Source organism: Streptomyces sp. CNB091 (assembly GCF_000377965.1).
On the sequence record NZ_KB899000.1, the window covers coordinates 120,839 to 135,127 of the forward strand.

Here is a 14,289-nt window from a genome sequence, read left to right on the forward strand (position 1 = left end):
TCCGTTGGGAGTGGCTTCGGACGTCATGATTCTGCCTCAGGCCCTTCGATCGGCAGGAATCATCGCCGACGGTGCCCGACTCGATGGGACGACGGCGCCCGGCGAAGCGCCGCCTACCGGATTCCGAAGCTCCCGCGACAGGCACAGGCGATCGCGGCCAGCCGATACGATCGGTCGGGGGATTTCTCCGCGGCTGGAGCGAACGGAAGCCGCGGATCCCGGACATCACGGAAGCGGAGCGGGGACGGCGTATGCGGGAAGGCCGCTGGGAAACGGTCACGGAATCCGAGTTCCCGCACGAGCGGCGGGGCCTGGAGGCCATCCGCGCCGAGTTGCCGGACAACGATCCCTGGCGGGCCTGGTCGAACTTCACCTTCACCGCCAACACCGGGCACGTCCGCGAGGTGGATCTCCTGGTCATCGCTCCGGGTGGTGTGCACCTCATCGAGCTGAAGGACTGGCACGGCTCGGTCGAGTCCCGCAACGGCTCCTGGTTGCAGACCCGGCCCGGTGGCCGGGCGGTCTCGCACGGCAACCCCCTGCACCTGGCGAACCGGAAGGCCAAGGAGCTGGCGGGTCTGCTGGAGAGCCAGGGCGTAAGGGTCTGGGTCTCGGAGGCGGTGTGCTTCACCGACTCCACGCTGAGGAACCGTCTCCCGGCCCACGACCGGCACGGCGTCCACACCGTCCCGCAGCTCGTCGCGATGCTGAAGGAGCCTCCGGCCTACGACCAGCGCCGGATCGACGCGGTGCGTTCGCGTGCCGTGGCCGCGGCGCTGAAGAAGATCGGCATCGCCCCCAGCGACGCCGAGTACAAGGTCGGCCCCTACCTCCTGAACCGCAAGTCCTTCGATTCGGGCCCCACCTGGGCCGACTACCTGGCCAAGCACACTGATCTGCCCGAGGCCGCACGGGTCCGGGTGTATCTGCGCGAACGCGGCTCGGACGCCGGCCTGCGGGCCTCGGTGGAGCACGCGGCACGGCGGGAGGCCGCGGTGCTGCGGCGTTTCCGGCACCCGGGAGTCGTACAGCTGAAGCAGTACGACCCGTCCGGGCACTCCGCGGGCCCCGCGCTGATCTTCGACTACGACCCTCGGACTCTGCGGCTGGACGAGTATCTGCTCCAGCACGGAGCCAAGCTGGACATCCTGAGCCGCATGGCACTGGTACGCCAGCTCGCCGAGACGGTGCGTTCGGCGCACGGCCGACGGATCTACCACCGTAGTCTCGCGGCGCGTGCGATCCATCTGATGCCGCGCCCCCGGGATGCGAACGGCTCGGACGGCGAGGACGCGGGGTGGCTCAGTCCGTTCCTGCAGATCTCCGACTGGCAGATCGCCGTCCAGCGCGGCTCCGAGCAGGGTGGTCCCGGCGGCGGTGACCGTCTCGCGCCCACGACGCTCTCCCGCGCGGGCGCGCACCTCGCCGAGGGCGCGGACCCCTATCTGGCGCCTGAGCTGACCGCGCTGAAGCCCGATCCGGTCGGCCTGGACGTGTACGGGCTCGGGGTGCTGACCTACCTGCTGGCCACGCTCAGGGCCCCGGCCGCCAGCCAGGCCGAGCTGCTGGCCCGGTTCGAGGCGGGCGAGGGGCTGCGTCCCAGCGCGGTCGTGGACGGCCTGTCGGGGTACATCGACGAGCTGGTGCAGGCTGCCACCGCGTACGAGGTGGACGCCCGGCTCTCGTCGGTGGACGAGTTCCTGGAGATGCTGGAGGTCGTCGAGGAGGACCTCACCGAGCCCGTTTCCGCCGATCCGGTCGCTCCGCCCCCCCCGGCCGCCGCCCCGCAGGCCCCCGTACCGGAGAAGGATCCGCTGGACGCGGTGGCGGGCGACGTGCTGGCGGGGCGCTGGGAGGTCCGGCGCCGGCTGGGTACAGGGTCGACGAGCCGCGCCTTCCTGGTGCGGGACCTGCTCGCCGGGCCGGAGGTGCGGTTCTCCAAGTCGCTGGCAGTCCTGAAGGTGGCGCTGTCCGACAGCCGCGCCGAGGTGCTGGTGCGCGAGGCCGAGGTCATGGGGAGGCTGCGCGCCGACTCCCGGATCATCCGTCTCGTCGAGCCGGAGCCTCAGCGCATCGCCCACCGCACGGTGCTGGTCATGGAGTACGTGGGCGACGAGCGCGCCGCCGACCCGGACACCGCCGCCGCGCCGGGCTCGACCCGGGCCAGGCGCCGCGAGGAGACCGTGGCCCGTCAGCTGCGCGACTCCGGCCGTCTGTCGGTGGACCAGCTGGAGGCGTACGGGGACTATCTCTTCGGGGCGGTGGACTTCCTGGAGGGCGAGGGGGTCTGGCACCGGGACATCAAGCCGGACAACATCGCGATCCGGATCCGCCCGAACCGTACCCGCGAGCTGGTGCTGATCGACTTCTCGCTCGCCGGCTTTCCGGTGCACGAGACCGGTGCGGGTACGGACGGCTATCTCGACCCGTTCATCGGTACGCTCACCGACCGCTCGGTGTACGACGCGCACGCCGAGCGGTACGCCCTGGCGGTGACGCTCCACGAGATGGCATCGCGCGAGCTGCCGCTGTGGGGCGACGGCAAGGTGTCCGCCCGGCAGACCGACCCGAAGCGGGAGCCGTACCCGACCATCGCGGGGGACGCGTTCGACCCGGCGGTCAAGGACGGACTGGTCGCCTTCTTCCGTACGGCACTCCACCGCGACGCCTCGCAGCGCTTCCGAGATCTCAAGCCGATGCGGGACGCCTGGAAGAAGATCTTCCTGGCCATGGACGAGGCCAAGCCCTCCACCCGCCGCTCCCGGCCGACCCCGGAGGCCGATGAACAGACATCGGCCCGTCCGCGTACACCCGAGGCGGGGATCGCGGACGCCGAGGAGGACAGCGCGGAGCGGCTGCGTGACCGGCAGGCCGCGCAGGCGGACCGCACGACGGCCGTCTCGGCGTCGGGCCTCGGCCCGGCGGCGGTGTCCTTCGTGTACGGACTGAAGGTGAACACGGTCGGTGAGCTGCTGGACTACAGCCAGCGGCAGTTGGTGAACGCACCGGGGCTCGGCGCCAAGACCCGCCGGGAGGTGCTGGGCCGGATCAAGGAGTGGCGTCGGCGTCTCGCCGAACTGCCGGCCGCCCCGCTCACCCCGCAGGGCCGCAAGGAGGCGAGGGCCGAGCTTTCGGCGGCCGAGGAGGCGGTGGCGGGCGAGCTGGCCAACGCCGGGGTGACGGACCCGGATTCGCTGCCGCAGCGCGCGCTGCGCGGAGTCAGCCTGGACGCCCTGGCCACGATCTTCGTACCGGAGCTGAAAAAGGACGGCTCGAACCGCAACGAGTGCGAGATGGTCCGGCTGCTGCTGCGGCTGCCGAACGAGCGTGGCGAGCTGCCGTCCGAGGTCGGCGTCTGGCCGAAGCAGAAGGACGTCGCGGAGGCGCTGGGCCTGTCGGCGGGCCGTATCCCACAGATGCTGAAAACGCAGCGCACCCGGTGGAAGAGGCATCCCACGGTACGGGCGCTGCGCGCGGAGATCCTTGAGCTGCTGCACACCTCGGGCCGGCTGGCATCGGCGGCGGAGGTCGCGGACGCCCTGGCGGTCCGCCGGGGCACCACACTCCTGGAACGCGAGCAGCGCCGCGCGCTGGCCCTGGCGGCGGTCCGCGCCGTGGTGGAGACCGAGCAACTCCTGCCGCAGGAGAGCGAGTTCCGGCACGCCCCGAACCGGGACGCGGCGGACGAGGCGATGGGCGCGGGCCTGCTGGCCCTGGAGGTCGGCGAGAACGACGCGCCCCGGACACCGTCCGCACCCGGACTCCTCTACTACGCGCAGCAGCTGGGGCGGGTCGCGGACCGGCTGGCGAAGCTGGACACCCTGCCGACCGCGACGACCGTCCTCACGGAGCTGACGGCGGTCACCCCGCCGAGCGAGACGGTTGAGTGGGACGAACGCCGACTCGTCGTCGTCGCGGCGGCCGCGTCCCGGAACGCGGGCGCGACGCCCCGGCTGGAGGTCTACCCGCGCGATCTGCCCCTGGTGCGGGCGCTGCGTCTGACCCAGGCGGGTCTGGTCCGCTGGATTCCGGGGGTGCCGGACGCCGACCAGCCGGGTCTGCCTCCCTCCGAGGTCCAGGAGCGGGTCCGGGCTCGGTTCCCGGAGCTGCTCAACGAGCGGGGCGAACGCACGCTGCTGAGTGGCGGTCGGCTGACCAAGGCGCTGCGCGACGCCGGGTTCGACCTGGTGCTGTCCACCCGCCAGAGCACCGGCACCCTGCGCTACCTGCCTCGTCGGTCCGATATCGCCTCCAGCTTCCTCTCCTCGGAGGGGCGCCGCCAGGCGACCGCCACCATCTCCGCGCGGCGCTACTCCGACGACGCGGAGAACGCCGGCGCCTGGGCGGCCGAGGAACGTCTGCTGGCATCGGCGAGGCGGGACGGCTTCCGCGTGTTGACCGTGCGTACGGCACTCACACGGGATGCCGTACGGGAGTTGACGAGCGACCGCTTCGGTGCCCGGCCCGTATCAGTGACCGAACTGTTCCTGGAGGCCCTGCACGACCTGGTCGACGCCCGCCCCAAGCCGACCTGGGAGACGATCCTGCGGGCGGATGTGGCTCCGCCGGGGTCGAAGGGCGCGATGAAGTTCGCGGAGTATGCGCGCACCGCGTGGGCGGCGGTCGAGCCGCGCGTGGGCGAGCTGCTGTCCGTGGCGGGTTCCCTGTCCCCTGTCCTCCTCACGGATGCCGGGGTCCTCGCGCGCTACGACGCGATGGGTGTGCTGGACCGGCTGGCGGAGCAGGCGCGGGACGGCCGGGCCGGGCTGTGGCTGCTCTGCCCGCAGAGCGATCCGGCGCGGCCACCGCGGCTGGGACGGACGGCGGTCCCGCACCAGGCGGGGCTGGGCGAGTGGATCCCGCTGCCGGACGGCTGGGCGCTGAACGTCCACCGCGGCGACGAACAAGAGGGCGGCGGCGTACGGAGTACGTCGGCAGTGAACGCGAACGCGACAACGGGAGACGTGCAGAAGTGATCGACCGCGAGGGCAAGGCACTGCTGACCGACCTGATCAAGCAGGTGAAGGCGGTCGAGAACGATCTCGACCAGCAGGTGGCGGAGAGCGACAAGGTCCTCAAGCCGCTGCGTACGGAGCACGGGAAGGCGTGCGCGACCTTCGCCGTTCCCTCCCAGGCCCCGAGGTGGGGCACCTGGCTGGAGGAGCGCGTCGCGGAGCTGCCCCCCGAGCGCGCGGAGACCGTACGGAACGCGGAGGCGGTCGCGGGCCGGCTGCTGGCGGAGTACGAGGAGGCACGGAAGCTGGGACGCACGGCGGCGACCTGGGGGGCGTGGATGAAAGAGCGAGTCACGCAGGTGGCGGTGGCGTGGGTGCTGGGCACGGTGTTCGTCCGGTTCTGCGAGGACAACCGGCTCGTCCCGGAGCCCTACATCACGGGTCCGGACGCGGAGCGTCGCGACCTGGCGGAGGCCCGGTTCGCCCAGTACGTGGAGGACGAGGCGATCGAGAACCCCACGTACCGGGGTTGGCTGGAGAGGGCGTTCGCGGAACTGGGCGAGGGCCAGGCCGGGAGGCTCCTGTTCGACCGGGAGCGCAACCCGCTCTACCAGATCCCGATCTCGCACGACGGGGCCCGCGCGCTGGTGGAGTTCTGGCGGGAGCGTGCGGCCGGTGACGCGGGGGCGGCCGGCGCGGCAGATCCCACCGGCGTGGAGGGCGCCCTTCCGCCGCTGGTCCACGACTTCACGGACCCGCTGAACGAGGACGGCACGGAGGGCTGGGACACCCGCTTCCTGGGCGACCTGTACCAGGACCTGTCGGAGGCGGCGCGGAAGACGTACGCACTGCTCCAGACGCCGGAGTTCGTGGAGGAGTTCATCCTCGACCGGACGATGAGCCCGGTGGTACGGGAGATGGGCGGCCGGTTCGGCGAGCTGAAGATGATCGACCCGACCTGCGGGTCGGGGCACTTCGTGCTGGGCGCGTTCCGGCGGATGGTGAAGCTGTGGGCGGAACGGCAGCCGGGCCGGGATGTGCACGAGCGGGTGCGGGACGCGCTGAACTCCGTGCACGGGGTGGACATCAACCCGTTCGCGGTGGCCATCGCCCGGTTCCGGCTGCTGCTGGCGGCGATGGCGGCGGCGAATGTACGGACGCTGGCGGAGGCGGGGCGGTACGACTGGCCGGTGCACTTGGCGGTGGGCGACTCGTTGATCGAGGACCGACAGCAGGAGATCGATCTCTTTAATCCGGATACCGGTAAGCGGCTGGTGGACTTCTCCTATGCGACGGAGGACCTGGATGACTATCCGGGGATTCTGGAGCGGGGGAGGTATGACGTGGTGGTGGGCAATCCGCCCTACATCACCGTTAAAGATAAAAAGCTGAACACCCTATACCGAAAACTGTACCAGTCTTGCGCCGGGTCGTACGCATTGTCCGTTCCATTCGCCGAACGATTCTTTCAATTGGCTCGCACCGGCAACCCCGACGGTCGAAATTATGGAATGGTGGGGCAAATCACAGCAAACTCTTTCATGAAAAGAGAATTTGGAACTAAGCTTATCGAAGAATATTTCGCCCACAAAGTGGAACTATCCGAGGTAATTGACACTTCTGGAGCTTACATTCCAGGGCATGGGACGCCAACCGTTATCCTGGTAGGCCGCCGACGCTCAGGCTCCGCGCGCGATCCCAACGTTCGCACAATTCGTAGTGTCCGAGGGGAGCCATCCGCTCCAGCCGAGGCAGCCAGCGGGCTAGTTTGGACCTCCATCACAAAGAATATCGATAATCCAGGGTCGATCAACCAGTGGGTATCAGTGGATGACCTGGATCGTCACCGAATCTTTGGCAAGCAGCCATGGATTCTCGCTAGCGGCGGCCTCGAGATGGTCGAAAAACTGGCAAGCACACAGAAAGAGCCGCTATCCGCCGTCGTGTCGGAAATTGGCGCCGGCGCTGTGACCAGAGAAGATGACGCTTACATGGTCGGCCCTGGAGCTCTCCAACGACACGGCGTCCCTTCGGAGCAGTGGCGCCAATTGGTTGAAGGAACTGAGGTACGAGACTTCCAAATCCAAAACCCCATTCAATCAATTTGGCCCTATTCAACCGAAAATCTTGGCGCTGAGGCCTCTGTAGCAACGCAACGCTTCCTGTGGCCTTACAAGAGCCAACTTCGCGGAAGAATCGCCTTTGGCAAGACGCAAATTGAGCGCGGACTCACATGGTTCGAGTATTCAATGTTCTTTAGAGATCGATATAAAGGCCCGCTATCGATCTCCTTTCCATTCGTAAGCACTCACAATCATTTCACCTTGAACCGAAAAGAAAGAGTTTTTATTCGTACCGCCCCAGTTGTCAAACTCAAAGAAGAGGCGAGCGAAGAGGAGTACTTGCAACTACTGGGATTGTTGAGCAGTTCCACAAGCTGCTTCTGGCTCAAAATGGTGAGCCACGACAAGGGGAGCCAGGGCGTTAACGAAGGATTCAAATCGCAAGACTGGGAACGTTTCTTCGAATTCACTGGGACAAAACTTCGCCAGTTCCCTCTTCCTTCGGCGCAACCCATCGAACTGGGTTCGCGTCTAGATACATACGCCCAGCTTCTGGATTCCGTAAGCCCATCCTCTATTATGGCAGAGGTCGCGCCAACAGCAGGTTCCCTTCGCGCGGCTAGTGCTGATTGGCAAAGCAACCGCGCCCAGATGATCGCCCTGCAAGAGGAACTCGACTGGCAGGTCTATTCTCTCTACAAGCTCCACTCCGAAGACCTCCGCGCCCCCGAATCCGAGGTTCCCGAACTTGCCCTCGGTGAGCGCGCCTTCGAGATCGTCCTCGCGCGGCGGGTCGCAAAGGGCGAGGCGTCCGGCGAGTGGTTCAAGCGGCATAATTCCATCCCCATCACCGAGATGCCCGACCACTGGTCCGACGCCTACAAGGCCGTCGTCCAGAAGCGCATCGACGTCATCGAGACCTCACGGGCCATCGGCATGATCGAGCGCCCCGAGTACAAACGTCGCTGGGCCACCGAAGGGTGGGACGTTCTCCAGGAGCGGGCCCTCAAGTCCTGGTTGCTCGACCGGATCGAGAACCGTGACCTGTGGTTCCAGGACGGTCAGCCGACCGTCCTCACCCGCACCCAGCTCACCTCCGCGCTCTCCCTCGACGAGGACTTCGTGTCCGTAGCCGAGTTGTACGCCCCCCGCAAGGAACTGGCGACCGTCGTTGCCGACCTCCTCTCCGAGGAGCACGTGCCCTTCCTCGCCGCCCTGCGCTACAAGCCCTCCGGCCTGAAGAAGCGCGCCGAGTGGGAGCACGTGTGGGATCTCCAGCGGCTGGAGGACGCCGCCCCGGACGAGCCGGCCAAGCGGAAGATCCGGGACTCTATCCCCGTACCGTCCAAATACACTTCGGCCGACTTCCTCAAGCCGTCCTACTGGCGGGCGCGCGGCAAGCTGGACGTGCCGAAGGAGCGGTTCATCTCGTACGCCACCGGCCCGATCTCCGGCACCCCAGAACTGTTCGGCTGGATGGGCTGGGACCACCGCGAGCAGGCCCAGGCGCTGACGACGTACTTCACCAACGAGCGCGACCTTTCCACGGAAGAGATGACGCCTCTCCTCGCGGGTGTGCTGGAACTCCAGCCCTGGCTCGACCAGTGGCACAACGAGTTCGACCCGCTGTACGGCAGCAGCCCTGCCGCCTTCTTCGCCGGTTACCGTGCCACCCAACAAGGCGACCGCGGCCTGACCGACGAGGATCTGCGCACCTGGCGCCCCGCCCCGGCCACGCGCGGGAGGCGTGCGGCCGGCCGCTGACGTAGCCGATTCCCGAGGTGCGACGTACAGGTGGTCAGGCCTGCACGGTCTGTACGTCGTACTGCGGGATATAGATGTTTCGGGTGACCACGGCCAGCCCCTCGGCCTGCGCCTGTGCGACCAGTATCCGGTCGAAAGGGTCGGTGTGCAGTATCGGCAGCCGACCCGCCCGTACTCCGTGGGCAGCGGTGACGGGGATGCTCGGGAAACGTAGGTCCCGAACCTGTTCGGCCAGGTCGCCCGGCCCTTCGACCTCACCGAGGAACTGCTTGACGGTGACCTCCCAGGGCGACACCGCGCTGACATGAACTGCCGGTTCGGTGTCGATCAGGTCCTTGATGCGCGCAGGCAGGTGCGGGGCGTCCGCCATCCACCACAACACGACACGGGTATCGAGCAAAAGCCTCATCAACGCACCCCGAATGCTTCGGCGATGCTGACACGAGGGTCGTCGAAGGTTGCCGAGATGCGGACACGTCCCCGCAGCGAACCTCGCCCGTCCCGGACCAGCAGGAACCGTGCCGGTGGCGACGTTGGCACGCGTTGACCCGCCCCACCAACCACGACGGCGCGGCCTCCGATCACCTGCACCAGCGTGCCGGTGAACCGGGGTCCAGCAGTCTCCACGGAACGCCGACGCTGTCCGAACCGCTCCCACAGCCACCTCACGGCACATTCACCGGGCCCGCCGTAAGCCGGGGTCGGGCCTCGGCGGTTCGGAGATCGTCCCCTCCATGCGCTCCGGCCGCCCGCACGGTCACCGCGTCTCCGGCTTGCAGCCGCAGGGCCGGACCGTCTTCCAGGCCAACGACGACGAACAGGCCACCGGACGCGTACCGCTCGCTCCGTACGCTGCGGACCCTTCGCCAGACTTCTCCGTCTCGTACGCTCTGGCCCACTCGTACGGTCACCGCCGCGACCTCCTCCTCACCTCTCACGGGAACGATGCCCGGGGCCAGAAGCTCAGCCCACACCGTCTTCCCGATGCCGGCCTGCCGCTCGCACACGCCCCAGCGATGAGCCAGTGCCTCCACGATCAGAAGCCCACGCCCGGCCGTGTCCAGGCCCTTGGGCTGCCGTACCACCGGCCGCCCTTCCCCCGCGTCGCTCACCTCCAGCCGCAGCAGCCCGCCGCGCTCCCGGCACTCGATGCGTACGCCGATCATCCGGTCTCCGGGCACCTCGACCCTCAACGCGTTGGTCACCAGCTCGGACAGAACCAACTCGGCATCTGCGGTAACCGTTTGATCTGCACGCCACTCGCCGAGCTTGGCGCGTAAGGCTGCCCGCGCCCTCGAAACGCTGCTGCGGCTGCACGCCAGCCTGAACTTCACTTCACACGCTTCACCCACGGCCACTCCCAGAGGTTCGTACCGGTCGGAGCCCCATGCGAACGTCCACCATCCGCCCCAGGGGTCGTTGCCAACACAGGCAGAATGGGTGCGCATCACGCGAAACTGCAACGTTGCCGATAGATGTAGCGTCATTTTTCACCCATTCGAGTAACAGGGGCCCACCCCGGGTGTCCGCTGCGGTAGAGGTAGCTTCATGCACCCGAAGAGCACCACAACAAGCCCCTCGACCGTTCTCGGACGCCAACTCGGGGATGAGCTGCGCCGGTTGCGGGAGGCCTCAGCACTCACAACCGCCCAGGCGGCCGACGCCCTCGACTGCACCAAGGGGAAGATCAGCCGCATCGAAAACGGACGCGTCGCCGTCCGTCTCCCTGACCTGACCGCGATGCTCCTCGCCTACGAGGTGTCGGACGACGAGGTGCGCGAGCGCCTCACCTCACTGGCTCGCAAGGCCAACCGCAGACGCCGGGAGGGCTGGTGGAACCAGTACGGCGATGTACTTGCTGACACCTATCGCGACTACATCGCGTTGGAGGCTATGGCCGAATCGATCCGAACATTCCAAGCCCAACTGGTGCCCGGGCTGCTCCAGACTCCGGAGTACATCCGTGCCGTCACCGTGGCCTCGCGGCAGTGGCAGTCGGCGGACGAGATCGAGAAGTTCGTCCAGGTGCGCCTCGCTCGGCAGGAACGCCTCCTCTCCGACGACCCATTGCAGCTGTGGGCCGTGGTCTCGGAGGCCGTACTACTTCAGCAGGTGGGTGGCCCGAACGTCATGAATGCGCAGCTGACGCACCTGCTGGCCAGTTCTGAGCTTCCCAACGTGACCATCCAGGTGCTGCCGTTCTCTCGTGGGGCCCATGCGAGTATGTTCGGCCCGTACGTAGTGTTGGGCTTTCCCGAAGATGGGGCGCTCGATGTGGTGTTGGTGGACAACCCGTCCGGCTCCATGTGGATGGAGAGGGAGGCGGATGTGTCCCGGTACCAAGACCTGTTCATTGCGGCACGCACAGCTGCGCTGTCGCCGACAGAGTCCCACGCTGCAATCCATCGACGGGCCAAGGAGCATCGAACATGAACAGCGCACACCCCGGAACGCCGGACCTGATAGGCGCGAGGTGGCGCACCAGCACGTACAGCGGTGGCAACAACGAGTGCGTCGAGGTAGCCCCCAACCTCCCCCACCTAGTCCCCGTCCGGGACAGCAAGCGCCCCACCGGCCCCGTCCTCGCCTTCGGCCACGCCGCATGGCGCACGTTCGTCAGTGAACTTCTCTGACCTCAGGCCACCCCGCGAGGGAGGAAAGCCCACGATCGAACGACAACCCCGTTGCTAGAGTGAACCGTTGACTTCGATCAGGGGCGGGGGAACCCATGACGTTCGACGACGAGTGGGCAGCACTAAAATCCGACGCGCGAGACAGGCAGTCGGCGCAGATGAGCCTCAACACGGCTGGCGCCCAGCCCAATGTTCCGGCGTCCGGTGCCGATCGCGACCTCGTGGTGCACCGGGACGAGTTGGGCGCGGTCGGCAACGAGGCCTTCCGGGTCCACGGCGAGCTGCGGAAGCGTGCCGACGTGGCGGGTGCCGGTGCCGACAAGGCCGGCGCGGGGACCACCGCCCGGGCCGCGGCGGAGTTGCAGGGCCGGAACTTCAGTGCGGGTGGCGAGTTGTACACCACGCTCGAAGTCTGGACTTCGCAGGTGAAGACGGTCCTGCAGATGTTCGCGCACATCTCCAACCACCTGGACTACTCGAAGAAGTCGCACGCCAACGACGAGGTGGAGATCGCCGCCACGCTCAGGGGGCGGGACGGCTCCGCCGTTCCGGTGTCGGAACTGCAGAAGTACGTGAAGTGATCAGGGGGAGCGGGACAGCATGGGGGCGTTCTCGTACACGGATCTCGTCGAAGTCGACCTGGGCAAGCTGAGTTCGGCGGCCGATGACTGGGCCTCGACGGCGGTCGGCCTGAAGAAGCTGCGGACCGAGGTCTACAGCGGTCTCCTCCAGTTGTCCGACGGGGCCGACTGGGCAGGGCTGAACGCCTCCGTGACCAAGGAGTTCGTCCGCAAGGCGACCAAGGAGGTCGCTGATCTCCAGCTGGAGGCCCAGAGCATCGCGGCAGTCCTCCGCGACGGTCACGCCGAGCTGACGCGGGTGCAGAAGCAGGCCAGGGAACTCTCCGCCGAAGCCCGCAAGGGCAACGCCACCCGGCGAGGGGGCGCCGACCCCGGGCTTCTCGTGACGGACGGTCCCAACGGCACCGTGAAGGTCATGGAGGTCTTCTGCGGCGTGGAGGGCACGTCCCAGCGGACTAGGGACCTGATGCAGTGGTACGCCGACACCCTCACGGGTCTGGTGGCACACGCGGCGGAGATCGACGCTGCCGTGACCCGGGCCCTCAAGCGGAGCCACGGCGGCGACCCGCACAACGCGGGGCACGCGACGTACACCTCGCTCGACGAGGACCAACTACCCCGCGCCACCAAGCTCGCCTCGCTCGGGAGCGACGCGAGCACAGCGCAGCGGGCCGAGCTGCGGCGGCTGTGGACGTCACTGAGCCCCCAGGCTCGTGCGGAGTTGTGGACCGGGCACAAGGACGACCTGCTCGCGGCGGGACTGCTCGCTCCGACCGTCAAGAAGGCGGCCCCCGACCGGGGCTCCGGGCCCCACGGCGCCGAAGAGCCAGACGCCGAGGATCGCAGGGTCCGGGAGAAGATGAACCTGGTCGCCGAGGCCGCCGACTGGAAGGGCGACAACGACGCCTCACGCCACATGGCGCACTACCTGGGGAACAGCGGGACGGACATGGAGCTGCCGGTCGACAAGATGATGTCGGACGTATCCGACTTCCGCTCACATATCGAGGGCCGCATCACGGCGCACCAGGACGCATGGCGTGAACAGGCCCTCGCTGAGTTCCGACGTAACGGCGGACAGCCCGTCGCGATCCCGGTGGAGACCAGCAACCGCGACTTCAGTTTCGCCAAAGGCACCAACGAGAACTGGTTCTTCGCGGTCGGATCCACCAGGTCCAATGTGACCGGAGTGGTCACCGTGGTTCCCGATGCGAGTGGCGACCCCAGGGTCGGCCTCGACTATCAGGCCAATGCGTGGGACCGCTACAACTGGGACGAGAGCAAGGCAGTGACCATCGATCTTCCTGGAGGCGGAGACATCGGTATTCCCGATGGCCGGATGGCCCGCCTCCACACCACCGGCATCGCCCAGGAGTTCGACATGGCGGGCAGCAGCTCCGTCAAACACTACGATCTGGGCGGATCGGCCCCGAGCCATGGCCCGCTGCCCGCGCCGGATGAGCCAGGGCGCGAGGGTGACCGCACTGACCCGGGCCGTGAACAGCAGGAAGCACGGTGAATGACCGATGAGCAGCTCCAGTAGGGCCACTGTCGGCGAGCGGTCGGTGACTCGCCGTCGTATGCCGGTAGCAGTCGTCGTCGTCCTGGTGCTCCTCGCCTGCGTCGCCGCCACGATCGGGGTGGTCTCCTGCGTCGCCGACGACGTGTCGTCGGACCTGACGGACCAGGAGATGACCTGCTGCTGGGAGGACGGGGCCACACCCACCTGGATGAGCGGCGAGCTCGGCATCCGCATTCCGGAGAGTGCTTCGGACAGGCGCGCGAGCTACAAGGTCGGGCAGCGATACGACACCGGTCTGCTGTCCTTCGTCCTTCCGAGCGAGGAAGCGGTGACGTACACGGGCCGGCTCATCGAGAAGGGCACCGTGATGATCGCGAACTCCCACCCCAAGGGAAAGGGCTACCGCCCGGCAGCCGCCTTCGGTCACCTCGGACTGCCCGAACCGGAGACGTTCGTCCAAGGGATGCGGATGACCAGCCTGTGCCCGGACGACCTCGCGTCCCCGGAGGGCAAGTACCTCCAACGCTGCGTCGACCTCTTCGCCCACGAGTTCACACCCGGCACCACGCGGATCTACGTCCGGTCGACCATCGAACCGTCCATCACGCCTCCGCCCGCGAGCAAGGCTCCGTAGCCCGCTGCGCGGGCATGGCGGAAAGGACGGCGGAATGCCATGGGGCCCGGTCTCCTCAGCCCTCCCTCCCACCCCGCCGCACGGCCCTCCCAGCCGGATACGATCGGGGCCGGGCCCGCAGGCGTGCGCGCAGCCGC

9 protein-coding genes are annotated in these 14,289 nt (G+C 67.8%); 7 read left to right on the top strand and 2 right to left on the bottom strand.

The genetic code is table 11. The annotated features are described in order from the left end of the window. Positions 1-251: 251 nt before the first annotated feature. The gene (gene pglW, locus D581_RS0120160) at positions 252-4,976 is read left to right on the top strand and encodes a BREX system serine/threonine kinase PglW (protein ID WP_018959014.1); all 4,725 of its coding nucleotides are present in this window, start codon (positions 252-254) and stop codon (positions 4,974-4,976) included. Then, on the top strand, positions 4,973-8,782 hold the full coding sequence (pglX, locus tag D581_RS0120165) for a BREX-2 system adenine-specific DNA-methyltransferase PglX (protein ID WP_018959015.1): 3,810 nt from the start codon (positions 4,973-4,975) through the stop codon (positions 8,780-8,782). Before pglW ends, pglX begins: the two co-directional genes overlap by 4 nt. 34 nt (positions 8,783-8,816) lie before the next feature. On the opposite strand, the gene D581_RS0120170 is transcribed toward pglX, so the two are convergent. Next, entirely contained in the window at positions 8,817-9,191 is a 375-nt protein-coding gene (locus D581_RS0120170) for a type II toxin-antitoxin system VapC family toxin (RefSeq protein WP_026290725.1), read from the bottom strand. A 256-nt stretch (positions 9,192-9,447) separates the two neighbouring features. Beyond that, positions 9,448-10,269: an ATP-binding protein gene (locus D581_RS1000000139870; RefSeq protein ID WP_486585860.1), complete on the bottom strand. Its 822-nt coding sequence runs from the start codon at positions 10,267-10,269 to the stop codon at positions 9,448-9,450. Between the two features lie 61 nt (positions 10,270-10,330). On the opposite strand from D581_RS1000000139870, the gene D581_RS0120180 reads away from it, so the two are divergent. The 5 genes from D581_RS0120180 (at position 10,331) to D581_RS0120200 (ending at position 14,152) form a co-directional block, all read left to right on the top strand. Beyond that, complete coding sequence (locus tag D581_RS0120180; RefSeq protein ID WP_026290726.1) at positions 10,331-11,215, top strand: Scr1 family TA system antitoxin-like transcriptional regulator; 885 nt, start codon at positions 10,331-10,333, stop codon at positions 11,213-11,215. Then, positions 11,212-11,415, top strand: coding sequence for a DUF397 domain-containing protein (locus tag D581_RS0120185; protein ID WP_018959019.1), 204 nt, complete (start codon positions 11,212-11,214; stop codon positions 11,413-11,415). Before D581_RS0120180 ends, D581_RS0120185 begins: the two co-directional genes overlap by 4 nt. 95 nt (positions 11,416-11,510) lie before the next feature. Then, positions 11,511-11,996, top strand: coding sequence for a hypothetical protein (locus D581_RS0120190; RefSeq protein ID WP_026290727.1), 486 nt, complete (start codon positions 11,511-11,513; stop codon positions 11,994-11,996). A 19-nt stretch (positions 11,997-12,015) separates the two neighbouring features. Then, on the top strand, positions 12,016-13,515 hold the full coding sequence (locus D581_RS0120195; protein ID WP_018959021.1) for a hypothetical protein: 1,500 nt from the start codon (positions 12,016-12,018) through the stop codon (positions 13,513-13,515). Between the two features lie 61 nt (positions 13,516-13,576). Then, complete coding sequence (locus D581_RS0120200; RefSeq protein ID WP_018959022.1) at positions 13,577-14,152, top strand: hypothetical protein; 576 nt, start codon at positions 13,577-13,579, stop codon at positions 14,150-14,152. Positions 14,153-14,289: the final 137 nt, after the last annotated feature.